This is a genomic window from Priestia veravalensis (assembly GCF_001457055.1).
In the GTDB taxonomy this organism is placed as follows: domain Bacteria; phylum Bacillota; class Bacilli; order Bacillales; family Bacillaceae_H; genus Priestia; species Priestia flexa.
In genome coordinates this window covers 53905-79554 of record NZ_KQ758632.1, presented here as the reverse complement: position 1 = coordinate 79554, position 25650 = coordinate 53905, and the positions used below count along the sequence as shown (strand labels likewise).

The following is a 25650-nucleotide window of genomic DNA, read 5'->3' as shown; positions in this document are numbered from 1 at the left end:
GCCTCCTCAAGATGAAGTGGAATCTTTTTCTTTTTGTGCTTGCGCTTGAAACTTTTTCTCCTTTAACTCGTCGCGCTTTTCACGCTTATTTTTTAGGGTCGCATGTGCTGTATCTGCTTCATACGACTTACGCCTGTTTACTCTCCCTAAACCTTCTGGAATAAGCGTTGAGTTTGTTTCATTCATCAACCCTGCTACTCCAATGGAAGATTCCTTTTGCTTCGCGTCTGGATAAATTGAATAAAAATAGTCATCCGCTCGGTTAGGGACATAGTTTTCCGGTTCTGGATAAGTCGTAATGACCCCTTCAAAATTTCGAAGTACAACCTTACCAGCACTTTGACTAATTAAATAGTTTGGTTGAATAGCAATCTTACCGCCTCCACCAGGAGCATCTACTACAAAGGTAGGTACAGCATAGCCAGACGTATGTCCTCTTAGCCCTTCAATAATTTCAAGGCCTTTTGATACAGGTGCTCTAAAGTGACCGATTCCTTCTGATAAATCGCATTGATAAATATAATAAGGCCTGACACGGATTTTCACTAAATCATGCATTAACTTCTTCATAATTGGTACGCTATCGTTAATGCCAGATAAGATAACTGCTTGGTTGCCCACAGGCACTCCAGCATCTACAAGCATTTCACATGCTTTTTTCGTTTCTTCTGTAATTTCAATTGATGTATTAAAGTGAGTATTGAGCCAGACTGGATGGTACTTTTTTAAAATGGAGCATAAATTTTCTGTAATACGTTGCGGAAAAACAACCGGTGCCCTTGTGCCAATACGAATGATTTCAACATGGGGAATAGCGCGTAAATTTTTTAAGATATATTCCAAAATTTGATCATTAATTAGCAATCCATCCCCACCAGATATTAGAACATCTCGCACTTCTTTTGTTTGAGCAATATATTCAATTGCCATATCCAGTTGTTTTTTAGGAACACCCATTCCAATTTGTCCTGAGAATCGTCTTCGAGTACAATAACGACAGTACATCGAGCACTGATTAGTAACAAGAAATAAAACTCGGTCCGGATAACGATGTGTAAGCCCAGGTACAGGTGAATCTTCATCTTCTTCTAAAGGATCTTCTAAATCATATCTCGTTTTATGCATTTCTTGGCCAATTGGCACAGACTGCATGCGGATTGGACATCGCGGGTCACCTGGGTTCATTAGCCAAGCGTAGTAAGGTGTAATATTTAATGGAATCGTTTTGGTTGCAATTCGAACACCCTCTTCTTCTTCGGATGTTAAATGAATGACCTTTTTTAAATCCTCAAGAGTTCGAATCGTATTGGTTAATTGCCAAATCCAATCGTTCCACTTCTCTTCCGGTACATCTTTCCAAAGTTCGATGTCTTTCCAATGACGTGACGGCTTATATAAGTCATGTAACACAAAAACTCCTCCCTTAATTACAATTTAGACTGTGCTACTACTTTATATGTGAACGCCTAGTAAATGGTTATATTTTATGTGACTTTCTTATCCTAAGACTCACTTGTTAAGGTTGATAAATCCTTTGACCATACATTCATATTTTCTAGCGCCGTGGAAATCAAACAATTGTTAATAAGTCTCCCACTGTACGCATAGCCAAGCTGATGAAAAGCTGCGTTCACCCCAAATGAAAGCGCTCTAGCTATTGTATATACACAATAAACATACTTCTTTTTCAATTCTCTCTCTATTTCAACCATCAAATGCTTCATTAAGCCAAGCGAGCGATGAGATGGAAGGGTGGCACAATCTGTTAATTCTGCATTATTATAAAGCGTATTAATTTCTGCAGCAGCTGCGCTTACAATTTTTTCTTCATATTCAACAATAAAGAAAGGTGTTCCGTCTTCTAACATGCTTTGAACGTAGACTAGATCATGTAAGGGAGATGGATAAATAGTAAATACCGTTTTATATAATGTTACTAGCTGTTTGGCGTCACTCTTTATAGCTTTCCTTAATTTGTAAGGTGACAACAATGTTTCTGGGCACTTTAGCGGTAATAACTGGACTTTTTGAAGTAGATTATTTTCTTTTGCATAATGATTGTGCACTTGTCGCTCTTGGCTTTCATAAAAAGTCATTAAGTAAGCAGTGCTTCCATTAAAATAAGATGGAATGGTGGCTTCCAAACGGTACCCATGTTGCAACCAGCTTTGAACTTGTTCGTAGCGAGACTTTATAATTACCTTTTCTAACTGGTGCTTATTCAGCTCTCTCTTTATATAGTAAATCATGCTAGAAATATTCCCTCGGTAATCCTCAATTCGAAGTCTTTTATTAAAAGAGTCTTGTATGCACAGCGCGCTGAAGTCCCGTCTATTCACTTCAATCAAATTGCTTCCCCTCCTTTATCAGTCGGCAATTTCACACCAATCAATAATAGTAAGAGCAATAATTTCAGTGGCTTTTATAACAGATTCAATAGAAATATATTCGTTTGGAAAGTGAGCAACTTCCGTAACTCCTGGACCAAAAACAACTGTTGGAATCTTACCAACCTGAGATAAAATCCCTCCATCCGTTCCCCAAGGTGACGCTTCAATAGTAGGAGGGTGACCCATTGCTCGCTCATAGCTTTGAGAGAGAGATGAAATAAGGGGGTGCTGTGTATCTAACTCATTTGGCAGCCAATGCGCTCCAAACCACTCTAAATCCACAGGGTGAAAATCAAACCAAGAATCTTGCACGCTAATTTTTTTCAACCATTCTTCTACTTCTTCCTTCACATCCTTCATCTTTTCATGAGGTGCTACCCCAATTCTCCCTTCAATTATCACCTCATCTGCAACTGAAGACGGCCACGATCCGCCTTTTATCGTGCCTATGTTAATTGGCACAGGGATGGGCGTATTTTTGTACAACGGATCAACAATGCGAGCATTGCGATTTTTCTCTAGCTGCTGGAGATGCTCAATAAGAAGCATTGCTTTCTCAATTGCACTCACTCCTTCATATCTTGTACCTCCGTGAGCAGATCGACCATGTATGGTTAAACGAAACCACATCGAACCTTGTTGCTTAGAGAAGATTTTCATGCTTGTAGGCTCAGGAATTATTGCTCCATCTGCTTTATACCCCCTTAACACACAGGCAAGCGTACCCGCTCCTCCACTTTCTTCTTCAATTACACTTTGAAAGATAACGTCACCTTTTAATAAAATACCGAGCTCTTGTAACGCTTGAATAGCAAAAAGAAGAGCTACATTTCCTCCTTTCATATCTGTACTTCCTCGTCCATATACGTTACCGTCTCTTACCATTCCACTATACGGTTCGTCTCTCCAGTGTGCTAAATCTCCTGCTGGTACCACGTCAATATGACCGTTTAATAGAATAGATTTCCCTCCTCCTCTTCCTTTTAAGGTACCTACTACATTAGGACTATCTTGAAAGTTAGTTCGAGTAGAGACAAATGCTTCATTTTTACGCAGTTCTTTAATATCCGGTTCCCATATGTCAATGGTTAACTGAAGCTGTCTTAGCTTTTCAATCACAATCGCCTGAACATATTTTTCATCTCTTTGGACGCTTGCTTCCTGTACAAAACGTTGCAACAACCGAACTATTTCATATTTATGTTCCGTCAACCAGCTCTGAATTTCCCCTTGCCAATTTGTCATATCTCAACCTCCTTAGGGAATTATTTTGATGCTATCGCTCAGCTCTACTGTTGCATCAGTTGCTTGCAGCACATCTTCCACAGTATAAGGAGACATTACTTCTATTAAAAGCAAGTGATTTTTCTCTATTTTTAAGACAGCTCGGTCCGTAATGATTAAATCCACGCAGCGCTTAGCAGTAAGAGGTAAAGAGCACGTTTTCACAAGCTTTGGTTCACCATTTTTATTGGTATGATTCATTAGCACAACAACTTTCTTAACCTTTTGCGCTAATTCCATCGCTCCTCCCATACCAGGTACTCGCTTTCCTGGTACAATCCAATTTGCCAAATCCCCTTGTTCACTGACTTCTAGCGCTCCTAGAATAGTCATATCAACGTATCCTTTTCGAATCATTCCAAAAGCAATTGCACTATCACAATAGGAAGACCCTGAAAGCGTAGTAATAGGATACCCCGCTGCATTGCAAGCATTTTCATCTTCTTGCCCTTCCAATGGAGAAGGACCGATTCCAACAATTCCATTTTCCGCATGAAACATAACCGCTATCGCCGAAGGAACATAGTTTGGAATAAGCGATGGAATTCCAATACCTAGATTTACAATCATTCCATTTTCAATTTCCTGAGCAGCTCTCTTAGCAATTCGATGACGATTATCTATTCCCAAACCCATTTCCAATTCACCCCTTTTGACTGTACAATATAGTTTACAAATACACCTGGAGTCATAATTGAATCAGGATTAAGTTCACCTAATGGGACAATTTCTTCTACTTCAGCAATCGTTACTTTTCCAGCCATAGCTACAAGCGGATTCGTATTACGAGCGCTTTTATCATACAGCAAGTTTCCAAATTCATCTGCTTTCTTAGCGTAAACAATCGATACATCTGCTTCTAACGGCGTCTCAACTAAAAACGTTTTGCCTGATAGAGTGATCATTTGCTTTCCCACACAAATTACGTCAGTTTCAATCCCCACATCAATTAATACCCCACCGATGCCCACTCCGGCTGCTCGAATTCTCTCAACAAGCGTTCCTTGAGGAGAAAATTCTACTTCTAGTATTCCATCGTTCATCTGTTTACCAGCAACCGGATTCGAACCAATGTGCGAAGCAATGAGCTTTTTAATTCGCTGTTCACATACAAGCTTTCCTACACCAATGGTTGGGAAACCTGCATCATTACAAATAAGCGTTAACCCGTTAACATCACTTTTTAAAATTTCTTCAATTACAGTAGGAGCTGTACCTACCCCTCCAAACCCTCCAAACATGATTGTCATATCATTTTGAACATAGCTCATAACATCTGTGCTTTTAATCATTTTATGAAACCTATTTTGAAGATTATTCATTTTTCTCTTCCTCTCCCCCCAATTCTTTTTCAATCTCAACCATCGTCACAGTTAATAATCCCACCAGCTCATCAATTTCGTGTGACGTAATAGTATATGGAGGTGAAATAATAATTCCGTCTCCTTCTACTCCATCTTCTCCAGCTTGAGATGGGTATAATAAAAGGCCTTTATCTTGAGCTTTTTGAATAACCCTAGACGTTAATTCAAACGATGAAGGAAATGAAGCTTTAGAATTCAGGTTTTGAACAAGCTCTAATCCTAGCAATAACCCTTTCCCTCGTATATCTCCGATAATGTTTACTTGCTGTTGCAAGCTCTTAAGCTTCGCATATAAATATGCTCCCTTACTCTCCACTGCTTCTATTAAAGAATGATTCTGTATATAATCCAGCACGGCCAACGCAACGGCTGAAGAAAGCGGATTTGCACTTAATGTATGCCCACTCATAATGAGATTAGATCCATTTAATACGGGCGCTAGTACGCTTTTAGTAGCAACTGTTGCTGCAATTGGAGTATATCCAGCACTTAAACCTTTACCAAGAGTCAAAAGATCCGGCTTGGCTTTCCAATGTTCATAAGCAAAGACCTTTCCTGTACGCCCCATCCCCGTCATCACTTCATCTACAATCCATAAAACATCATATTTATCGCAAATCTCTCGAATTCGCTCGTAATATCCATCAGGTGGCGTTATAGCTGCTCCAGCTGCTCCAATGATAGGCTCCGTAATAAAAGCAGCAATTTGCTCGCTTCCTGTACGCTTAATGACTCTTTCGAGTTCATTTGCACACGCTAAATCACAGGATGGATACGTTTTTTCAAATGGACATCGATAGCAATAAGGTGGTGAAACAGAAGGGTATTCTTCTAGTAAAGGTACAAATCTTTTTCTTCTACCCGCATGCCCTGACATGGACAAAGCACCAATCGTAATGCCGTGATAACTCATCCATCTTGATAATACTTTTATTTTTTGAGGCTTCCCTTTTTCCTGCCAATGCTGAATAGCCATTTTCATTGCGGTTTCTGTTGCTTCTGTCCCGCTATTAACAAAAAACACAAACTGAAAATGATGATTGCTCAGTTCACAGAGCCGTGCTGCTAAGCTTTCAGCAGGTTCACTTGTAAACTGAGAGCGATAGACAAACGCAACTTTTTTTGCTTGGTCATTCATTTTATCAATAATCTCTTGAACACTATGTCCAACGTTTGCCGTCACGGCACCAGATGATCCATCTAAATATTTTTTGCCTTCCACGTCATACAAATAAACTCCCGTTCCGTGAGAAATCGTAGGATACCAAGCATTTAACAGTGGTTTGATCAAGTTCGATAAAGACTTATCATTCATCGCGATTCCTCCTTGTCAGCAGACTTCTATTAGATTCTATGCCATATGGACACTGTTTTTGCTAAATAAAAAGGATTGTTTTCACTAAAACAGAAAAAGGCTCACTCCTTACGTTTAAACGTAAAGAGTGAGCCTTTTTATCGTATCAGAAATCCTTTGTTTGTCATTCTCCAGTCATCCCCTACTGGTTAATGCATTACATTAAGCTCCTGCTTTTTCAGCTCTTCTTGCTTCAGACTCGGCAACAATTACTGCACACGCAGCATCCCCTGTAATGTTAACCGATGTACGAATCATATCAAGCAAGCGGTCAATACCGATGATTAATGCGATACCTTCTACTGGTAAGCCAACTGCTGAAAGTACCATCGCTAACATGATAAGTCCAACACCTGGAACACCCGCTGTTCCAATACTTGCAAGAACTGCTGTTACAACAACTGTAATTAGTGCACTGAATGATAAATCTACTCCGTACACCTGAGCGATGAAAACAGTTGCTACCCCTTGCATAATTGCTGTTCCATCCATGTTAATTGTTGCACCTAATGGCTGAACAAAACTACTGATGGATTCCGGTACACGAAGATTTTTCTGAGCTACGTTCATTGCAATTGGCAACGTCGCATTACTGCTTGATGTACTAAAACCAACAGTCATAGCTGGTGCAAAGCCTTTAAAGAACTCAATTGGGTTGCGCTTTGCTAACAGCGCTATAGATCCACCGTACGTTAAGATAGCGTGAACAAATAGCGCAAGCACAACTACTGACATGTAAAGCCCCATTGCTTTAATCGCTCCCCATCCTTGGCTACCAACCGCAGTTGCGATTAAACCAAACGTACCGTATGGAGCAAACTTCATCACTAAGTTTACAAGGTACATCATAAGCTCATTACCTTGATCGATAATGTTATATAGTCCTTTTGCTTTATTACCTAACATCGTAATTCCAAATCCAATAAAGATTGAGAATACGATAATTTGAAGCATGTTTCCTTCAGTCATTGCTAGAACTGGGTTAGTAGGAATCATGTTTAGTAATGTTTCACCTACAGGAGGTGCTTCTTGTGCTTCAAAGGAAGCATTTGCTGTGTCGAATGTTCCAACTGTGCCTGGCTTAATAATAAATGCTAAGATAATAGCAATTGTAATAGCAATTGTTGTCGTAATTAAAAAGTAACCAATTGTTTTACCGCCGATGCGGCCAAGTTTCTTCGGATCTCCCAAACCTGCAACGCCAAGTACAATTGAGAAAAAGACAATCGGTACAACAAGCATCTTAATAAGATTTAAAAAGATTTGCCCAAGCGGCGTAAATAAATATTTATCTAGTGTTGTAAACGTCCCTGGTGAAAACGTATTTAACAAGACACCTACAACAGCACCAATAATTAGTGCAATGATAATCTTTGTTGATAGTTTCATTGATGGACCCCCTCATATAAACAAATTATATTATTAATTTAATAACTACCAAGATTAACAAGTTGAATATTCCAAAAAGAATAACTACTTTTAATTTATATTATTTTTGAAATTTTCAGAATAGAACGAGCTCCAGCTGCTTTTTTTTAAAATCATCGAAAAAAGTGTACAAAAAAAACCATGAGAGCCCTCTCTGGTTTTCAAACCTTCCATGTACTCTCCCACAAAATGCTGACGAGGTTAGCTGTCGGATTCGGGTATGTGAGTTACCCTACTTAACTATTAAGTTAAGATTCACCCCTAGTGCTTGTCTGCACAAATTTGGGTCCCCCGCTTTCTTTCAATCTGAAATTAAGCAACTGTTATTTTGATGTAATAGTTTTAAACTGCAATAACTTACTTCTTTATTAAAATTCATTTCCTATCACTTTGTCAAGATAATATACAAAAAAAATTCAAAACACTGTCGTTTTTTTTATTTTCATGTCACATTTTATCACATTTTATGTATATTTTATATTCGTATTTATGTTCGTTATAAACTAAACTACTCTTTACCAAATGACATTCCAACTTAAAATAGCACCTCATACCAATAACAACTAACAATTTGTATAGTAATACTAAACACATAAAGAAGAAATCCATTTTATAACATTTAAAACAAAATAATTAATATTCATTAAATGTTATTTTTATACAATAATTGTAAGCATTATCATTTTTATATTCATATTTTATACTGGTTTAATGTATATATGTAAATGTTTTTTTCTGAATTTCACCATAATTAAGTTTAGCTAATTTAAACTTTACTTTTTTGGCGAGCAATTTCATAAATTACATTTTTTTCTAAAATCCATTTCAATCTCCCCTTTCTTTTTGATAAACTATAAAGAACAATATATTGATTTTTATCTATAGAGGAGAGTCCTAACCATGTTTACCGTCTTAATTGTAGAAGATGATCAAAAAATTGCTTCTTTATTAAAAGAACATCTTGAAAAATATAATTTACTCGTACATATCGTTACGTCATTTACAGATGTACTTGATGATTTTCAAAAGCACCACCCTAACCTTGTCTTATTGGATGTGAATTTACCAAAATATGATGGCTTTTATTGGTGCAGACAAATCCGTACTCTTTCCACTTGCCCTATCATTTTCATCTCAGCACGCGATGGAAAAATGGACCAAGTGATGGCGTTAGAAAGTGGAGCAGATGATTATTTAACCAAGCCTTTTGACTACGACGTCGCGATTGCCAAGGTAAATAGCCAACTACGACGCGCATACGGGTCCTATGCACCTACTAACCAGGAGCGAATTGTAGAGCACGCCGGCTTAACTTTATATCCTGAAAGGTTACTATTACGCTACCAAAGCAAAGAAGTTGAGCTTAGCCAAACAGAAAGCAAGCTCATTGAAACATTGTTAGATAAAGCAGAAAGAGTTGTTAGCAGAGATCGATTACTCGAAAAAATTTGGGACGACCAGCTTTTTGTTGATGATAATACTCTAAATGTCTACATGACGCGTACGCGTAAAAAACTAGGGGATGTTGGTATCGAAAAAGCGATTGAAACAATTAGAGGTACAGGCTATATGCTGCGGATTCAAGAGGAAAATAAAGCATGAAGCTGTTTTTTAAAGAACATCTTCCTCTTACATTTTTTTATCTTATCCAATTGGGTTTAGTATGTACGATTTTTGCGTTAGATGGTTTTCGAGACATTTTTACTGTTCTTTATGCTATTTTAATCAGCACCGTTATCTACATCACTTATTTATGCTATCGCTACTATACAAACAAAACATTTTATAAACACCTGTCAAATCCCTTACATAAGTCAGAAGACAGCATATTGTCTGAAGAGGAGTCTCCGCTTTCAGAAGCGTTAAAAGAACTGCTGGAGAGTCAATTTCGAAGCTTTCATAATGAAATGTATCACTATCAAAATAAGCTTAATCAACATATTACATTTATGAATCAGTGGGTTCATCAAATGAAAACTCCTGTATCTGTTATTCACCTTATGATTCAAAATGAAGATGAACCTATCTTTATGAGCATTCAAGATGAAATGGAGCGAATTCAAAAAGGATTAGAGACTGTATTATATACATCGAGATTGAATGATTTCACTCATGATTTTCAAGCGGAAAGTGTTTCTCTACATAAAGTTGTAACTAGCCTTATTTCGAGTTATAAACGCTTTTTTATTCGAAACCGCGTATTTCCAACAGTTAACGTTCCGCCCCAGTACATCGTCGCTTCTGATGAAAAGTGGATTCACTTTGCCTGTTCACAGCTTATTACTAATGCCGTCCGCTATTCTGCTGGAATTAATCAAAGCATCACCATTTCAGCATTTGAAAGAGGTAGACAGGTTATATTAGAAGTAAAAGATCAAGGAATAGGTATTCCATCACAAGACCTAAAGCGGGTGTTCGATCCCTATTTCACTGGAGAAAACGGTCGGAAATATCAAGAATCTACAGGGATGGGGCTCTATCTCGTAAAAGAAATTTGTAAACAGCTCCACCATCAGATAGAGCTTGAATCAAAAGAAGGACAAGGAACTACCATACGCTTAATTTTTCAACAAAATATCGCTCGTACCCAAGAAGGCTAATATATAGATTAGCCTTCTCTTGCTTTCTTACAAAAGTGTAAGATTCCTGTAAGCTTAGTACATGGCACGTTAGATCAAATTTCAATAAGATAGGGCTATAAAGAAAAAACATTTACAAAGGAGTTTGACTATGCCTATTTTACAAGTCAATAACTTAACAAAAGTATATGAAGGAAACGTTTCTTACAAAGCCTTAGAAGGCGTTAACTTTTCAATTGAAAAAGGAGAATTTGTTGGCATTATGGGGCCGTCCGGAAGCGGGAAAACAACCCTGCTCAATATGGTTTCTACCATTGATTCACCGACGGCTGGAGAAGTAATCATTAACAACCGCAATCCTCATCAACTTAAGAAAAAAGAGATTGCACTTTTTAGACGCCGCGAGCTCGGGTTTGTCTTCCAATACTTTAATTTATTAGATACATTAACTGTTGAAGAAAATATTATTTTACCGCTTGCTTTAGACAAAGTAAAAAGCTCCGAAATGACCAAGAGAGTAGCTGCTATTACTAGTAAACTCGGCATTGAACATATCTTAAAAAAGCGCACGTACGAAATTTCAGGCGGACAAATGCAACGAGCCGCCATTGCCCGAGCAATTATCCACCATCCACAGCTTATCTTGGCTGATGAGCCAACTGGAAACTTAGATTCCAAAGCATCTAAAGATGTGATGGAAACCCTGCAGCATTTAAATGAACAAGAACGCGCAACAATGATGATGGTCACTCATGATGCGCACGCAGCTAGCTATTGCAATCGCGTAATTTTCATTAAAGATGGACAGCTTTATAACGAAATTTACCGCGGAAATAATCGTCAAGCTTTTTATCAGCAAATTATTGATATGCTATCAGTTTTAGGAGGAGACGCACATGAGCTTTCGACAACTCGCATTTAAAAACGTGATGCGTAATAAGCGTACGTATGCAGCTTACTTTTTAAGCAGCGCCTTTTCTGTAGCCGTTTTTTTTCTTTATGCAATGTTTATTTTTCATCCTGGGGTCACAGAAGGTGTAACAAAAGAAATGGCAAAAAAGGGCATGACGGCGGCTGAATATATTATCTATGTATTTTCGTTTTTCTTCGTCCTGTATTCTGTCAGCGCATTTTTAAAGTCTCGCAAGCGTGAATTTGGAATTTTCATTATGCATGGAATGTCTAAACGTCAGCTAAACACCATGATTTTTTTAGAAAACATGATCATTGGTTTTTCAGCCATCATTACGGGAATTCTTGTTGGAATGCTTCTCGGCAAGCTCTACTTAATGGTTGGATCTTACGTTATTGGCATGGAAAAACCCCTTTCGTTTTTAGTTCCTTGGGAAGCACTCGCCTTAACAATAGCTGCATTTACCGTTTTATTTCTTGTTATTTCATTTTTCACAAGCGTTTTTGTACGCACAAACAAACTGTTAGATTTGTTTCAGTCTACATCAAAACCAAAGCCTGAACCTAAAACCTCTATTATTTTATCATTACTGGCTGCTGGTTTATTAATTGGCGGCTATTACTTAGCGTGGACAGCAAACATGTATAATATTGGCTATCGCTTTTTTATCGTTATCCTTATGACGATTGTGGGAACTTATTTTTTCTATACGCAGCTAAGTGCTTTCTTATTAAAAATGTTCAAGAAAAACAAGCGCTTTTACTGGAATCATACTCGTCTTATTACCATTTCAGATTTAGCTTACAGAATGAAAGATAACGCTCGTATGTTTTTCATGGTAACAATCGTATCAACCGTTGCTTTTTGTGCAATTGGAACCTTATCGGCGATGGGAGGCTCAAAAAAGCTATTCGACGAACGTGCTCAAATTCCCGTTGTCTATCAATCATCGGATCAAAACCCGAACGAAAAAGCACAGGTACAAGTCATTCGAGATGATTTTAATAAAAACGACTTATCGTATAATGAAATCAAAGTAACGTTAATCGAACAAACAGGAAAAGAAACGAATAAAAAGGTTAAGCTTATCTCCTTGTCTGATTATAATGCGATGGCTATTGCAGCTCGTGAAAAACCACTTAAGTTAAAAGAAAATGAAGGTCATTATGTCAGCACAGTCACTTATAATACGTTTTTAGATGAAAAGATGAAACCCATTACTTTAAGTGAAAGCAATCTAACATTCAACGCAACAAAAATTATTGATGCACCTTACTTTTCTTCTGGAATGATCGGCTATGATTTGTACGTCATTCCAAATGAGCTTTATAAACAAATTAAAAACCCTACGTCAACAACTCACTATTACGGATTTGCAACTAAAGATTGGGTCGAAACAAAAGACATTGGCTTAAGTTTATATAACGGAGAAGCCGGCATTTATACTAGGGATTATACGAGTGATCCAGCTTTCTATTTCTCATCAGCTGGATATGATTACAATATGATGATGGAAATGTATCGCACTGCTCTTTTCGTGGCACTTTTAGTCGGCTGTGTCTTCTTCATTGCAGCAGGAAGCTTTTTATACTTCCGTTTGTATACAGACCTTGACTATGATAAACGCCAGTATCAAATGATTGCAAAAGTTGGTTTAACTAAGTCTGAGCTCAATAAAATTATTACACCTCAGCTTGTTTTATTATTTTTTGTTCCCATTCTTGTAGCGTTTGTACACAGCGTGTTTGCGTTTAAAGCTCTTCAAGGCTTATTTGAATTCTCAGTTGTTAAGGAAACTGCAGTCGTTCTGCTTGGATTTGGAGCTGTTCAAGTAGTGTATTTCTTATTCATTCGCTTCCGTTATTTAAAACATATTAAAAAAGCTATTATGTAAATAAAAAAAGCGGACCCTATGCGTCCGCTTTTTCTTATACCATTGCTGGCTGTTTTTTTCTTTTTTCATCTTTTAATTTTTCAACAATATCTCGTGCCACCCATACGCCACAAGCACTTGCCTGAGCCAATCCTCGCGTGATGCCGGCTCCGTCTCCTCCAACATATAAGCCTGAAATCTCTGTTTCAAAGCGATCCGTTAGTTTTGGACGTGCAGAGTAAAACTTCGCTTCTACTCCGTAAAAAAGCGTGTGTTCAGAAGCTAAGCCTGGCGTTACATGATCTAATGCTTCCGTCATTTCAATTAGACTCTTCATTGTGTTGTAAGGAAGAACAAGCCCAAGATCTCCTGGGACTGCTTCTTTTAACGTTGGCTCTAAGAAACCTTCTTTAATACGAGCTGGTGTGGAGCGACGACCTTTTAGAATATCACCGTACTTCTGTACAACTAATCCCCCATTTGATAGCATATTTGCTAATCTTGATACTTCATGTGCATATTCATTTGGTTGATCAAACGGTTCTGAGAATTTATGAGATACAAGCAGCGCAAAGTTCGTATTCTTACTTCCAAGCTTCGGGTCTTTATAAGCGTGGCCGTTTGCAAGCATGATTCCAGAATGATTCTCAACAACTACATGTCCTGAGGGGTTGCTACAGAACGTTCTTACTCGCGTACCAACTGATGTATTATAAATGAATTTACCTTCGTATAGATGCTTATTAATCTCTTCCATTACGATATCTGAAGTCTCAACACGAACGCCAATATCAACTTGGTTGTTAATCATTTTTAATCGACGTTTTTTTAATAAGTCAGTCAGCCATTTTGAACCATCTCGCCCTGGAGATACTACCACTTTATCAGCAGTTAGCATTTCCCCATTTTTAAGCTCAATTCCGCGTACAATGTGCTTCCCATCAATTTTCTCTGTAACAAAATCAGCAACTTCTGTTTTATACTGCATGTCGATGCGTTCTTTTAAATATTCATAAATGCTTTTCAAAATTTCTAAATTTTGTTCCGTCCCTAAGTGACGAACTTGCGCACGCAGTAGTTTTAAGCCTGCTGCGTAGCCCCGTTTTTCAATTTCACGTACTTTATCAGTTAACGGGTCTGTAATCGAATCTGTTGCCCCGTGCTTTAAGTTAATTTCATCTACGTATTTAATTAAATCTACCACCTGTGATTCAGGGAGATAATCCGTCATCCATCCCCCAAATTCACTTGTAATATTGAATTTCCCATCTGAATATGCGCCTGCTCCACCAAATCCATTGGTAATTGAACAAGCGGGCAAACAGCCTGCAAAATCTTTTTTATTATTCGCCGGCGGACATTTCACAATTTTTTTCTGAAGAATCGGACAATTTCTTCGGTAAATATCGTGTCCTTTATCAATTAACAACACTTTTGCTTCAGGTAGTTTTAGCGTTAATTCATAACAAGTAAAAATTCCAGCTGGGCCTGCTCCTACAACAATTACATCATAGTTTTGATTCATCGATACATTCCCCCGTTAACCTTTTTATTTTTCATCAACCGTTTTTTATTTATTATTCGGTTATCTTCTAGCCATTTGATACTATATCAGACAAAAACGCTTACGTCAACAATAAACACGAACATTACAAAAAATTAAAAATATAACATTCGCCTTTTAAGCGCAAATAAAAAAAACAGCGAATAAATAGTACTGCTACTATACATTCACTGGCTCTTTTACATGCGGAATTGCAATTTCAACTTTTGTGCCCACTCCTATTTGACTTGTAAATGAAATATGCCCCTGATGTTGTTCAATAATTTGATAGCTAACCATTAGCCCTAAACCCGTTCCCGTTTGCTTTGTAGAAAAGAACGGTTCTCCTAAACGAGCTAATGATTGTTCGTCTATTCCGCAACCCTGATCTTCAATTGTTACTACGCCATATCCATTTCGTTTTTCTGTTCTAACCGTTACCACGCCTTTATCCATCGATTCCAATGAATTTTGAATAAGATTTATGAATACTTGCTTTAATGCATTTTCTTCACAGAGAATTTCAATATCCCCTTCGAGAAAGCTTTTGATTTCACTATTCTTATAGTTTGCATGAGTAGTAAGCAATAACGTTACATGACTTAAAATTTGGTGAAGGCTCTTTTTCTTAAAAGGATGCTCACTTTTAGGTTTTGCTAACGTTAAAAATTCTTGGATAATTGATTCAACGCGATTCAGCTCTTCTAGCATAATATCATGATAAGATTTATTATATTGCTGAGATGCATTTAATAGCTGCACAAACCCTTTAACTGCAGTCAATGGATTTCTTATTTCATGCGCTACGCCCGCTGCTAGCTTGCTCACCATCATGAGTTTTTCAGATTTACTTGCCATTTCATCATACTTCTTCCGATCCGTTACATCACGAATAATATACTGAATAGCATCCTCGCCTTTAAATTTAATTTTCGTTGCGGAAGATTCAATACTCACAACTCCACGCTTAGTCAATAACTTCACTTCTGCACGAGGATGAATAGACATTCCTTTCATCAGCTGATTCATTCGTTTTTTAACGATTTCTAGATGTTCTGGATGAATAAAATGAAGCCAATATCGTCCTAGATAGTCCTCTTTTTTAGTTCCTCCAAGCATGCCCACACCAGCGGGGTTAATGTACTGAATCTTTCCTTCTTGGGTGACAATAAAAGCATCTTGACTCTGCTTTACAAACTGTTTGTACTGCTTCATTTTCCGAATAACTTCCTCTTGTTTTTCAAAACTAGAAGAAAATTCTTTCCACTGCACAACAAGAAGATGCGGCTGCTCTTTCATTCTCTGAATATGAATATGTACGGGTACTTGTTGGTTTATTTGCTTGTTTAACACAACCACTTCTTCTTCATGACTATGGAGAGGAGCAATATCAGCTTTTTTAATTAAAAACTGACTACTATGCTGAAAAACATTGGAAGAAAGAAGTTGCTTTTTCTCCTTCTTAAATAGATGTGCACAAGCATCATTTAAAGCTTGAACTTCTCCATTAAGATCCATGATAAGCATGGGTGTTAACGACATTAAAAATAGCTGTTCATATAGCCTTTCTTGGTCCATATATTCACCTTCAGTTATTAGGATAGTAATTATAGTATAATATGGAAAAAGAACATTTGGCAAAATATTTTTATTTTTTCAAACAAAAATATTGTCTTACTCTCTACATAAACAGAGCTCTTTTCACCCCGAAGTATGAAAAGAGCTCTTTAAATAAACTAGCAGATGCAGCTGCATCCAATAATAACCAATAAAATAAACAGCACAAGAATTAATGCAAATGAATTTCCTAACCCACAGTGGTGGTGATACCCCCCAACCGGATATTGACATTGATCATAACAACCATAATTATACATAGCAATCTCTCCTCATTCGTGATATTCGTTTAGCACATTGTTACTTTATGTTTTGAAAATGCGATGTGTATGTGCGAATACCCATTTTCACTCTCCTTTTTTCGTCTGTAAGCTCTTTGTTCCAAGAAGAATAAAACAAAAAAGTGTTACAAATAAAAAAACGGCCCAGTGCTGCTTCATGATTGTAAGTAGGAAGCCTACATATGGAAGATGATAAGAATACACTCCCATTATGCTTTCATCGGGCAAGTGGTTATTCGCTTTCATTACTATTAATGAATCTTGTTGATTAACTAGTACAACTCCTTCGGTATCTATATCTTGTGATGACTGAAACACAACCACTGATCCACTAGGAATTCCTGGTCCATTTTCTTGCTGTAAGGTTACAGTAAATCCAAAGAGAGCCGGCAGTAAACTCGCGACAATGAGGGTGAAAACAACAGCATAACACACAAGTACATACCGAAAGACGGTGAACCACACGCTTCCTTTCATAATGCAGTCACCCCTTTTCGTAAATTAGTAACTAAAATGATAAGACAATGAAATGCAGTAATAGAAGAATGAACCCAAATCCAATGAGCATGATTTTGAGCATCTTCTCATAAAACAACTTCATCCTCTTCACCTCTTTTGCCTATAACCATTATTCATTAACGGTTATGCTTCATTCTATTCAATTAAAAGCAAGATGAAAGTTGGTCAATTGTTTCACAGCATAATTTATGAGTTTTAGCATATGTTTGGTTACGTATAGACATCTTTTTCCTACTCCGTATAACAGAGGAGCTGAACGCATGGCTAATTATTCATTTGACCAATACATTAAAAAAGCAATGAAATATGATTTTTTATCAAACTACTATAAATATAGCGATCCTTCCCGTCACATTGCTTATTACGAAAAGCATTTATATTATGTGCAGCAAGCAATTTTAGCAGGTAAAAATGCACAAGGGTCACGAATAGCTAAACCAATGGCTAGAATTTTCCACGCTTCTCCCGATGCACCGTCCGTCGATATTTATTTAAATGGCCGACGTATCATTAGGAATCTCACTTACAAACAAGAAACTGATTATTTACCGTTAGGGGACCCGGGTCGCTACACAATCTCAATTTATCCTGCTGGCCAAACCGAAAAACCTTTACTCACAAAGTCGTTTACGTTTGAAGGGAACCAAAAATATACGGTTGCTGCCGTAAATAATTTAAATCAGCTAGAATTACTTTTTATTTATGATGATAGTAAAGTTCCAGATGGCGAAACAAAAATGAGGTTTATTCATTTGTCTCCTGATGCACCAGCAGTTGATATTGCTGCTCGGGGTGGAGACGTGATCTTTTCTGACGTTACGTTTAAAGAAATTACTAAATATCTAGGATTATCTCCAATGTTTGTACAGCTTGATGTACGCATAGCAGGAACAGATGATGTTGTTTTATCTATCCCACCTCTCAGCCTGCGTCCAAACCGAGCTTATACCGTTTATGCTGTCGGCTACGCACAAGGAAATCCTGCATTAGAAGCCTTAATTTCACAAGATCGCTAACACAAAAAAGCTCTCAGTAATAAACTATTACTGAGAGCTTTTTTGCTATTCTTTCTTTGAAATTAACTTGACTCGTATATCATCATTTTCTAAGTCAAACTTCTCAACTTTCACATTAAAATCTGTTTGAAGCTCCATCTCTTGAAGAGCCACATATACAGACTCGCTCTTCGGATCAATTGTCACCCATTCAGGAAGGTTAAAATTATTATTAACATAGCGAAGTACTGTTTTTACCGGGAGCTGGATTTTTCCAATCGATAGTGTTTCTTGTTCAAGAACAATATCTCCATTATCTTGCACTTCAGGAGTAAAGGTCATTCGAATATCAATATCGTCCCCAAAAACCTCGATGGTTCCGTCTAGCTGCACAACATCTGTTAGCGTGATATCGTAATTAAGAGGCTGATTATTAAGCTCTCTTTTTAAGTATTTATCAATAAGTATATTTAAATCTTCTTTTTTAGCTAAAATCGTTAGTTCAGCATCTCCCTCTATTTCACCAGACTTCAGCGGTGTTACTTCATCAGCCGGTTGAAAAATAAGACCAATGATTATAACCGCTAAGAGAAGGTTAACGCTTAATAATCCAATAAATAACCATTTCCACTTCTTCATTTCATAAGCTCCTTACTCGTTTCCGTTCAGTTCTTCTTCCCGTGCTTTCTCTTTGTTTTGTCCCAATAAAGGATCTTCTTCTTCCATTGCATCGCTAATACGTTCCGCCATTAATTCATACCCTTTTTTATTAGGATGAAACTCATCTTTTCCTAAAAGATTGTCAGAAGAATCGTAAAAGACATCATCAATTTTAACATATGTTACGTTTTCATAATTCATTGCTACTTGTTGACTTGCTTGGTTCCATTCATCAATTACAACATTAATCTCTTTCATATCGCTTAGCGTTTTAAAAAATGGATTATAAAATCCTATTAAGTAAATATGTGCATTTGGATTTAGCTTTCGAATTCGTTGAAAAACCTCATTTAAACGTTTTTCATATTTTGATTTTTCTGTTTCAAATGTTTTAATTGAAATATCGTAAAAATAGTCTCTCACAACTTTCATTACGTCGTTACCGCCAATTGTAACATAAATCATATCTGCTCTTGAAACTTTGCTCGCAATTGATGGATCCTTTAATCTTGCCAACAGCTGGTCCGTACGGTTTCCTTTTTTACCCAGGTTAGAAATTGTTACATTTTCCACTTCGTTTTGCTTGGCAATATACTGTTCAATAAAAGGTACGTATCCACCTTTTTTGGATTCATCTCCTATACCTTCCGTTAACGAATCACCTATCGCAACAGCTTCTAATTCTACAGGGAAAAAGCCCTTTGGTATTTGTTCCTTTTCTGTAAGCTGCACTTCTTTTTGATCTACAACGTCTTCTTGATTGACAAGAACGGTAGGCTGAGAACAGCTAGCTAAAGTGACAGAGCACACGCTTGCCACGATTATTTTTCTCCATTTTTTCATCACAACACCTACTTACTATGCTGTATTCTAGTTGTCGCCTTACTTGACTAGATTTACTATAGCGCATTTATATATCTTTATATAGTAACATACATTGTCAAGGAAGGTCTTTCCCATGCTTATAGTATATGTAGAAAAATGGATAAGAATGTTTATTCTAAAAAAAGGTAACCATGAATTAAAATACAACTTTTAACTCATAGATACCTTCTTTTTACTTACTTAACGTTTTCATATCTTTAATAATTTCGTCATACGGAGTATCTCCCACACCACTATAAGACTTCATAACGGTACCTTCTTTGTCGATTAAATAAAAAGTTGTAGCATGGATAACTTGCGGATCATTTTCTGGCTTTTTAACAACAGCTTTAAATTGGTCCAACGCAAATTTTTCGATTTCTTGTTGTGTATAACCCGTTAGAAAGTGCCAATTCGAAAGGTCCGCATTAAATTTTGCGGCAAACTCCTTCAGTTTATCGGGTGAATCGTTTTCAGGATCTACGCTAAAAGAAATAAAGTTGGCATCGAGTCCCTCTTCTTTCACCATTTTCTGAAGCTTAGCCATATGAGCAGTCATTGGTGGACAAACCGTTTCACAGTTGGTAAAAATAAAGTTAGAGACCCAGACCTTCCCCTTAAGATCATCTAGGCTAACTTCTTTATTCTCCTGATTTGTATAAATAAAAGAATTGAGCTTCCAGTTTAAAGGGTCTTTAATTTGTGAGCCACAAGCTGCTAAAACGATAACTAAAACCAAATACAGCAGCATAAGCTTTTGATTGTTGTTTTTCAATATTTTCTCCTCCGATACAATGGTTTACGTTTTATATGCTGGTATTGAAACAATAAACGTAGATCCTTTTCCTTTCTCACTTTCAACAGTAATCTTGCCTCTCATTTCTTCTACAATTTGGTATGATACCATTAACCCAATCCCTGTCCCTTTTTCTTTTAATGAGTAAAAAGCTGTTCCTAGTCTATCTAACTCTTGTTGGGTCATTCCTTCACCAGTATCTTTAATTGCAATATGAACTTGATTATCTTTTACATTAATAGACACAGAAAGCTTTCCACCATCTTGCATAGCTTCAATACCATTTTTCATAATGTTGAGAAGCACTTGGTTAAATTCATTCTTATTGCCTCGAACGTATGCTAACTGATTCGTTTGAATTTCAATTTCAATATTGCTTGTTAACAGTGCATATGAAGATAATAAATCTACTAAACTTGTTACGCTTAGGATGCAGTCAATGATATCTACTTCTTTTACCCCTGGACGTGCTAAGGATAAATAATCATTAATAATAACCTCGGCTCGATCCATTTCGCTAATCATTAAATGAATATAACCTATCTCTGCTTTTGTTAGCTTTTGGTTATCTTGAAACAGCTGTAAAAAACCTTTTACCACGGTCATCGGGTTTCGAATTTCATGTGCGACAGATGCAGCTAGCTGACCAATTGCATTCATCTTTTCTGCACGCTGAAGCTCCTTTTGAAGTTTCGTTCGTTCCATAATAATTTCAAGCTCATCCAAAGCTTTTTCCAAGTCTCCACTAGACTCCAAACTCGGTTGTTTTACTGCTAACTGCTCTTTTGTAGCAGCAACCTGCTGAAACAAATGCTGTAACCTTTGGGTCATTACATTAAACTGCTGGCTGATTTGACCGATTTCTGAAGCATCTTTCTGCTGCAATTTAACTTGAAAGTTACCATGACTAACCGATTTAATACCTTCTACTAGTTCTTTAAGAGGAGCCATAACCACGCGTAGACCCCGATCTTGAATAAAAATAATAATCGTAAATAGAAAAACAAGAGCAATAAATAGTAACGAAAACAAGCGCTGCTGATAGGTTGTCATTACGCTAGCATCAACATCAATTACAAGCATAGCAATGACTTCGCCTTTTTCATTTAAAATGGGAGAAAAGGCAGTAATCCACGTGCCAAACTGATCCGTATATGTATCTGTTACCGCTTCCGTTTTTTCTGTTTTCGCTTTCATAAAATGGGTATAAAACTCTTTTTCGCCATAATAGATCATGGAAGGTGTAAGCTGTTGACGCACCTTTTGATTAGCAGTAACAACTATTTTAAATCCATGATTTTCATAAGGTTCTACTGTAAATAGATGACCTTGTAAATATTCTGGACTTGCTTTATAAATACGCTCAAACTGTTTCTCTATCCCTGTTCGAGCTAAAGAGCTAGGTAAATCTTCTGCCTTAACAAATTGCGTAACCTCATTAGGAGATAACGTCTCTTTCCAAAGCTTTGTTGTCGTTAGTGCATTCTGAGTGAGTAGCTGCTTGGTCGTTACGTTTTGGAGATAGTAGCTAACCGAAGCTGTCCCAACTCCAACAATAATAACAATTAACATGGAGAACAAAACAGTTTTGTTAAACACGCTTAAGTTTCGAATATAATTTCTCATGTTTGCACTCCATATAGAAATTTTTGCTAAACATACGATGGTTACTTTCTCACTATTATAACATCTTTTCACCACTATTAACGTTGAAGTCTATATGATTTTTCCAACAAAAAAGTGACCTGCTCACCAGACAGATCACTTTCAGTTTATTCAGCAAAGTACATAAATCCAATCGCACCAACTCCTGTATGAGTAGAAATAACAGGTGTTGTTTCTTCAATTGTAAAATCTTCATAGCCACAGGCAGCAATTATCGATTCTCTTAGCTTTTGAGCTAGTTCAAATCCTTCCGCATGAACCAATCCGATTCCTTTAATTTGCTTACCTGCCGTTTCCTCCATGATTTGCTTTGTCAAAAATTTCACGATTTGAGAATGACTTCTAACTTTTGCAACAGGCGTATACACACCATCAGCAAGTGAAGCAATAGGCTTAATATTTAGTAGAGAACCAATTAGCGCTTTACCTCGACCAATTCGTCCACCTTTTATTAAGTTTTCTAACGTATCAACTACAACAAACAGCGTCGTATTACGGCGAATTTCATCCAAACGTTGGACAATTTCATTCATTTCACACCCTTGTTGAATCATATCAAGAGCTTCAAACACCTGAAAGGAGAGAGCTTTTGAGATATACATAGAATCCACTACGGTAATATTCCCATCTACCATCTTAGCAGCACTTTCTGCAGAACGTACTGTACCACTCATACCACCTGTCATATGAATTGATAAAACATCGTACCCTTCATTCACTAGGCGCTCGTATACTTCAACAAAGGCTCCAACCGCTGGCTGGGAGCTCTTTGGTAATACATCAGACCTTTTCATCTTTTCAATAAAATCACTTGGCGTTATTTCAACTCGATCTAAATATGTTTCATTATCAATATTAATCGATAACGGGACAATCTCAATACCATATTGAGCTGCTTGCTCTACGGTTAAATCTATCGTTGAATCCGTTACCACTTTAATTTTCGTCATGAGTTCACCCCTACAAAATCCTTTGCGCTCATTATAGCATTGTTCTAAACTTGATTACAGTAATATTCTAAAGTACTTATTATCAAGCTAGTATAATACAACTATTTCACGTAAAACATAAAAAAGTTGACTACGCTGAAAAATTCAGAATAGTCAACTTTTTCTCTTTAAGCATTATGTTTTAATGCGTCAGACTTAAATAGCTGTTCATAATCTTTCCATTTCAACACGCGTTTTAAATATTCTTGAAACGAGTAGGTTTTTTTCGGCATTGATTTCTTCATAATGTCTGTTATTAAGGTATTTAACTTTACAGAGATCATAAACCGAAATGTGCTATCTTCCTCCAATACTGGAATATCAATAATTTTTACTTTTTGACCATTCTCATGTTTAAATTCAAGGCTTTTCAATAGCAAGGCGATCAACCCTCTTTTTACCCGTTTCTTTTATTATACATGGTAAACTAATTACTTGTCTTTTCATTTTTACTTTATTTTTAGAAAAAATGTCTCATAGACATCTTAGACATCTTAGACATCTTATTCGACGTACAATGAGACATTCCTTTGTAATGCTGTTATTTTATTACAGGTTATTGCATCAATCTTAAATGAATAAATGGAACAAGCTGCTTTCTTTATTAATTTCCGTATAAGGAAATCCTTTTTTATCCATTCGACTAATTAATGGATAATAATCTTCTTTATGTTTTAATTCGATGCCAACCAATGCTGGGCCGCTATCTTTGTTATTTTTTTTCGTATATTCAAAGCGTGAAATGTCATCATTTGGTCCAAGCACTTCGTCTAAAAATTCTCGTAGTGCTCCTGCTCTCTGAGGGAAGTTCACAATAAAATAATGCTGCAAACCTTCATACATCATGGAACGTTCTTTGATTTCTTGCATGCGACCAATATCATTATTCCCTCCACTGATAACGCACACCACTGTTTTACCTTTAATTTGTTCGCGATAAGAGTCTAAAGCGGCAATAGAAAGCGCACCGGCTGGCTCTGCAATAATCGCATTTTCATTATACAGAGATAAAATGGTTGTACAGACTTTCCCTTCAGGAACAATAACGATATCATCAACCACTTCTCGGCTGATTTCGTAGGATACGCTACCAACGGTCTTTACGGCTGCTCCATCTACAAACGGGTCAATGGCCTCAAGGGTTACGACTTCTCCTCTATCAAAAGACGTTTGCATTCCAGCTGCGCCGGCTGGCTCTACGCCAATGACTGCTGTTTTAGGAGAAATGCTTTTCACATAAGTCCCTACACCTGAAATTAGACCGCCTCCCCCAATACTTCCAAACACATAGTCAATTTCGTCTTCACAATCGTTAAACATTTCAACAGCAACCGTTCCTTGTCCCGCAATTACATCAACGTCGTTAAAAGGGTGAATAAACGTTCTTTTTTCTTCTTCACTGCACTGAATAGCTGTTTCATACGAATCATCGAACGTATCACCTGTTAAAACAATCTTTACATTGTCTCTCCCTAAAAATTTAACTTGGTTGACCTTCTGTCGAGGAGTAGTGCTAGGCATGAAAATTTTCCCATCAATGTTCAAGTGGCGACAAGCGTAAGCCACTCCCTGTGCGTGATTACCGGCGCTTGCACACGCAATTCCATGCTCTAATTCCTGCTTTGTCAATTGCTTAATTCGATTATACGCTCCTCGAATTTTAAATGAACGAACGACTTGCAGATCTTCACGCTTCAAGTACACATTACATTCATAACGCTCAGAAAGCACCTCGTTGCGCTGTAGTGGTGTATGTACAACAACATCTTTAATCATTTGATTCGCAATCATGATGTCCTCTAACTGTACATGTTTTGTTCGATTATCTACTTGTTGTTTCATAACCAACTTCCTTCCTCTTCCTACCTTTTTTTAATTTGTACATTATATCACATAAAATTTAGAAAAATCATTATTTTTAGTTAATCTTTTGATTTTTTTTAATTAGCATCTTTTCACCAGTATAGTAAACAGTAAAAAAGAAAGATAGAAAGCTGGTGATTAACATGGAGTATACGTTACAAAGCATTGATAGTGCCATTCCTTGTGAAGTAACTATTGATGATGATAACGGACGATACATGCTGAGGAATGCGGATACAAGTGGAGAAATATTTAACTCAGCTTCTGAGCTTACACAGTGGGTCCAACAACATTGGAATGAACAACAATTTGTAAACCCAGAAGAATTCAGACAGTTAGTTCATCATTTACAGGAATTTATTGAACAAAAAAAGAGTTTGGGACATAACAAAATGATTGCTTCTAAGAGACGAACACTAGCTGTTCCAATCTTTTTGGTTTGTCTCAACACGTTCGTTCCATTGCGCTACGGCCACTCGCTTTCCGCGGGGAGGAACCTGAGCTTCCTCGCTGCGCTGTGGGATCTCAGTTTTCCCTCTGTTTCCCGCAGGAGTCGAGTGTCCTACGCTCCATTCCACCCTGTTTCCAACATTGTTTTCACAATCAACAAAAAACCTGAACGATTAAAAGTGAGAAACTCTCAATCGTTCAGGTTTATCATTGGCTGAATTAC

24 protein-coding genes and 1 riboswitch are annotated in these 25650 nt (G+C 37.1%); of the genes, 5 read left to right on the top strand and 19 right to left on the bottom strand.

Translation table 11 applies throughout. The features are described from left to right. Positions 1 to 6: 6 nt before the first annotated feature. The 7 genes from kamA to AS180_RS04945 all read right to left on the bottom strand — a co-directional run bounded on the left by kamA (position 7) and on the right by AS180_RS04945 (position 7781). On the bottom strand, positions 7 to 1410 hold the full coding sequence (kamA, locus tag AS180_RS04975) for a lysine 2,3-aminomutase (protein ID WP_025910014.1): 1404 nt from the start codon (positions 1408 to 1410) through the stop codon (positions 7 to 9). Positions 1411 to 1502: 92 nt separating this feature from the next. Beyond that, the gene (ablB, locus tag AS180_RS04970; protein WP_035320758.1) at positions 1503 to 2339 is read right to left on the bottom strand and encodes a putative beta-lysine N-acetyltransferase; all 837 of its coding nucleotides are present in this window, start codon (positions 2337 to 2339) and stop codon (positions 1503 to 1505) included. 27 nt (positions 2340 to 2366) lie between these two features. Then, positions 2367 to 3635, bottom strand: a complete 1269-nt coding sequence (locus AS180_RS04965; protein WP_025910012.1) for a peptidase — start codon at positions 3633 to 3635, stop codon at positions 2367 to 2369. A gap of 12 nt (positions 3636 to 3647) precedes the next feature. Next, a complete protein-coding gene (locus tag AS180_RS04960; protein ID WP_025910011.1) occupies positions 3648 to 4310 on the bottom strand; it encodes a 3-oxoacid CoA-transferase subunit B in 663 nt (220 codons plus the stop codon). After that, positions 4295 to 4996, bottom strand: a complete 702-nt coding sequence (locus AS180_RS04955) for a CoA transferase subunit A (RefSeq protein WP_025910010.1) — start codon at positions 4994 to 4996, stop codon at positions 4295 to 4297. Before AS180_RS04955 ends, AS180_RS04960 begins: the two co-directional genes overlap by 16 nt. Next, positions 4989 to 6353: an aspartate aminotransferase family protein gene (locus AS180_RS04950; protein WP_025910009.1), complete on the bottom strand. Its 1365-nt coding sequence runs from the start codon at positions 6351 to 6353 to the stop codon at positions 4989 to 4991. The genes AS180_RS04955 and AS180_RS04950 overlap by 8 nt, the downstream gene beginning before the upstream one ends. A 201-nt stretch (positions 6354 to 6554) precedes the next feature. After that, positions 6555 to 7781, bottom strand: a complete 1227-nt coding sequence (locus AS180_RS04945; protein WP_025910008.1) for a dicarboxylate/amino acid:cation symporter — start codon at positions 7779 to 7781, stop codon at positions 6555 to 6557. 213 nt (positions 7782 to 7994) lie between these two features. Beyond that, positions 7995 to 8149: riboswitch (cyclic di-AMP (ydaO/yuaA leader) on the bottom strand. Positions 8150 to 8720: 571 nt separating this feature from the next. Here AS180_RS04945 and AS180_RS04940 point away from each other — a divergent pair. The 4 genes from AS180_RS04940 (at position 8721) to AS180_RS04925 (ending at position 13206) form a co-directional block, all read left to right on the top strand. Further along, complete coding sequence (locus AS180_RS04940; RefSeq protein ID WP_025910007.1) at positions 8721 to 9422, top strand: response regulator transcription factor; 702 nt, start codon at positions 8721 to 8723, stop codon at positions 9420 to 9422. Next, positions 9419 to 10420, top strand: a complete 1002-nt coding sequence (locus AS180_RS04935) for a sensor histidine kinase (RefSeq protein WP_025910006.1) — start codon at positions 9419 to 9421, stop codon at positions 10418 to 10420. Before AS180_RS04940 ends, AS180_RS04935 begins: the two co-directional genes overlap by 4 nt. Positions 10421 to 10550: 130 nt before the next feature. After that, the gene (locus AS180_RS04930; RefSeq protein ID WP_025908491.1) at positions 10551 to 11321 is read left to right on the top strand and encodes an ABC transporter ATP-binding protein; all 771 of its coding nucleotides are present in this window, start codon (positions 10551 to 10553) and stop codon (positions 11319 to 11321) included. Continuing rightward, entirely contained in the window at positions 11296 to 13206 is a 1911-nt protein-coding gene (locus tag AS180_RS04925) for an ABC transporter permease (protein WP_062686504.1), read from the top strand. Before AS180_RS04930 ends, AS180_RS04925 begins: the two co-directional genes overlap by 26 nt. A 34-nt stretch (positions 13207 to 13240) precedes the next feature. Here the strand turns inward: AS180_RS04925 and AS180_RS04920 are convergent, their stop codons facing one another. From AS180_RS04920 to AS180_RS04910, 4 genes are all read right to left on the bottom strand, one after another. Beyond that, positions 13241 to 14710 (bottom strand): NAD(P)/FAD-dependent oxidoreductase, encoded by a 1470-nt coding sequence (locus AS180_RS04920; RefSeq protein ID WP_025908493.1) that lies wholly within the window; start codon positions 14708 to 14710, stop codon positions 13241 to 13243. Positions 14711 to 14908: 198 nt separating this feature from the next. After that, positions 14909 to 16306, bottom strand: a complete 1398-nt coding sequence (locus tag AS180_RS04915; RefSeq protein WP_062686503.1) for an ATP-binding protein — start codon at positions 16304 to 16306, stop codon at positions 14909 to 14911. Between the two features lie 158 nt (positions 16307 to 16464). Next, the gene (locus AS180_RS21530; protein ID WP_081801821.1) at positions 16465 to 16605 is read right to left on the bottom strand and encodes a YjcZ family sporulation protein; all 141 of its coding nucleotides are present in this window, start codon (positions 16603 to 16605) and stop codon (positions 16465 to 16467) included. 87 nt (positions 16606 to 16692) lie between these two features. Next, positions 16693 to 17103, bottom strand: a complete 411-nt coding sequence (locus AS180_RS04910) for a hypothetical protein (protein WP_025908495.1) — start codon at positions 17101 to 17103, stop codon at positions 16693 to 16695. Between the two features lie 302 nt (positions 17104 to 17405). Between AS180_RS04910 and AS180_RS04905 the strand changes: the two genes are divergently transcribed. Further along, positions 17406 to 18161 (top strand): DUF4397 domain-containing protein, encoded by a 756-nt coding sequence (locus AS180_RS04905; protein ID WP_025908496.1) that lies wholly within the window; start codon positions 17406 to 17408, stop codon positions 18159 to 18161. Between the two features lie 45 nt (positions 18162 to 18206). Here the strand turns inward: AS180_RS04905 and AS180_RS04900 are convergent, their stop codons facing one another. The 8 genes from AS180_RS04900 to AS180_RS22255 form a co-directional block, all read right to left on the bottom strand. Continuing rightward, positions 18207 to 18779 carry a YpmS family protein gene (locus AS180_RS04900; RefSeq protein WP_025908497.1) on the bottom strand — a complete coding sequence of 191 codons (573 nt, stop codon included), beginning with the start codon at positions 18777 to 18779 and terminating at the stop codon, positions 18207 to 18209. A gap of 12 nt (positions 18780 to 18791) precedes the next feature. Next, positions 18792 to 19643: an SGNH/GDSL hydrolase family protein gene (locus AS180_RS04895; protein ID WP_025908498.1), complete on the bottom strand. Its 852-nt coding sequence runs from the start codon at positions 19641 to 19643 to the stop codon at positions 18792 to 18794. Positions 19644 to 19857: 214 nt separating this feature from the next. After that, positions 19858 to 20415 carry an SCO family protein gene (locus AS180_RS04890; protein WP_035320222.1) on the bottom strand — a complete coding sequence of 186 codons (558 nt, stop codon included), beginning with the start codon at positions 20413 to 20415 and terminating at the stop codon, positions 19858 to 19860. A gap of 48 nt (positions 20416 to 20463) precedes the next feature. Beyond that, positions 20464 to 22086, bottom strand: coding sequence for an ATP-binding protein (locus AS180_RS04885; protein ID WP_025908500.1), 1623 nt, complete (start codon positions 22084 to 22086; stop codon positions 20464 to 20466). Positions 22087 to 22232: 146 nt separating this feature from the next. After that, positions 22233 to 23075, bottom strand: a complete 843-nt coding sequence (locus tag AS180_RS04880) for a DegV family protein (protein WP_025908501.1) — start codon at positions 23073 to 23075, stop codon at positions 22233 to 22235. A gap of 167 nt (positions 23076 to 23242) precedes the next feature. Continuing rightward, complete coding sequence (locus tag AS180_RS04875; RefSeq protein ID WP_025908502.1) at positions 23243 to 23494, bottom strand: DUF2535 family protein; 252 nt, start codon at positions 23492 to 23494, stop codon at positions 23243 to 23245. A gap of 190 nt (positions 23495 to 23684) precedes the next feature. Continuing rightward, entirely contained in the window at positions 23685 to 24956 is a 1272-nt protein-coding gene (gene ilvA, locus AS180_RS04870; RefSeq protein ID WP_025908503.1) for a threonine ammonia-lyase IlvA, read from the bottom strand. A 437-nt stretch (positions 24957 to 25393) separates the two neighbouring features. Further along, complete coding sequence (locus AS180_RS22255; protein ID WP_156413444.1) at positions 25394 to 25555, bottom strand: hypothetical protein; 162 nt, start codon at positions 25553 to 25555, stop codon at positions 25394 to 25396. Positions 25556 to 25650 lie beyond the last annotated feature (95 nt).

What these genes read in the sequence shown, in the direction of transcription:
- AS180_RS04965 (WP_025910012.1), bottom strand. Translation starts at nt 3,635, where the DNA reads ATGACAAATTGGCAAGGGGAAATTCAGAGCTGGTTGACGGAACATAAA.
- AS180_RS04960 (WP_025910011.1), bottom strand. Translation starts at nt 4,310, where the DNA reads ATGGGTTTGGGAATAGATAATCGTCATCGAATTGCTAAGAGAGCTGCT.
- AS180_RS04955 (WP_025910010.1), bottom strand. Translation starts at nt 4,996, where the DNA reads ATGAATAATCTTCAAAATAGGTTTCATAAAATGATTAAAAGCACAGAT.
- AS180_RS04950 (WP_025910009.1), bottom strand. Translation starts at nt 6,353, where the DNA reads ATGAATGATAAGTCTTTATCGAACTTGATCAAACCACTGTTAAATGCT.
- AS180_RS04945 (WP_025910008.1), bottom strand. Translation starts at nt 7,781, where the DNA reads ATGAAACTATCAACAAAGATTATCATTGCACTAATTATTGGTGCTGTT.
- AS180_RS04940 (WP_025910007.1), top strand. Translation starts at nt 8,721, where the DNA reads ATGTTTACCGTCTTAATTGTAGAAGATGATCAAAAAATTGCTTCTTTA.
- AS180_RS04935 (WP_025910006.1), top strand. Translation starts at nt 9,419, where the DNA reads ATGAAGCTGTTTTTTAAAGAACATCTTCCTCTTACATTTTTTTATCTT.
- AS180_RS04930 (WP_025908491.1), top strand. Translation starts at nt 10,551, where the DNA reads ATGCCTATTTTACAAGTCAATAACTTAACAAAAGTATATGAAGGAAAC.
- AS180_RS04925 (WP_062686504.1), top strand. Translation starts at nt 11,296, where the DNA reads ATGAGCTTTCGACAACTCGCATTTAAAAACGTGATGCGTAATAAGCGT.
- AS180_RS04920 (WP_025908493.1), bottom strand. Translation starts at nt 14,710, where the DNA reads ATGAATCAAAACTATGATGTAATTGTTGTAGGAGCAGGCCCAGCTGGA.
- AS180_RS04915 (WP_062686503.1), bottom strand. Translation starts at nt 16,306, where the DNA reads ATGGACCAAGAAAGGCTATATGAACAGCTATTTTTAATGTCGTTAACA.
- AS180_RS21530 (WP_081801821.1), bottom strand. Translation starts at nt 16,605, where the DNA reads ATGTATAATTATGGTTGTTATGATCAATGTCAATATCCGGTTGGGGGG.
- AS180_RS04910 (WP_025908495.1), bottom strand. Translation starts at nt 17,103, where the DNA reads ATGAAAGGAAGCGTGTGGTTCACCGTCTTTCGGTATGTACTTGTGTGT.
- AS180_RS04905 (WP_025908496.1), top strand. Translation starts at nt 17,406, where the DNA reads ATGGCTAATTATTCATTTGACCAATACATTAAAAAAGCAATGAAATAT.
- AS180_RS04900 (WP_025908497.1), bottom strand. Translation starts at nt 18,779, where the DNA reads ATGAAGAAGTGGAAATGGTTATTTATTGGATTATTAAGCGTTAACCTT.
- AS180_RS04895 (WP_025908498.1), bottom strand. Translation starts at nt 19,643, where the DNA reads ATGAAAAAATGGAGAAAAATAATCGTGGCAAGCGTGTGCTCTGTCACT.
- AS180_RS04890 (WP_035320222.1), bottom strand. Translation starts at nt 20,415, where the DNA reads ATGCTGCTGTATTTGGTTTTAGTTATCGTTTTAGCAGCTTGTGGCTCA.
- AS180_RS04885 (WP_025908500.1), bottom strand. Translation starts at nt 22,086, where the DNA reads ATGAGAAATTATATTCGAAACTTAAGCGTGTTTAACAAAACTGTTTTG.
- AS180_RS04880 (WP_025908501.1), bottom strand. Translation starts at nt 23,075, where the DNA reads ATGACGAAAATTAAAGTGGTAACGGATTCAACGATAGATTTAACCGTA.
- ilvA (WP_025908503.1), bottom strand. Translation starts at nt 24,956, where the DNA reads ATGAAACAACAAGTAGATAATCGAACAAAACATGTACAGTTAGAGGAC.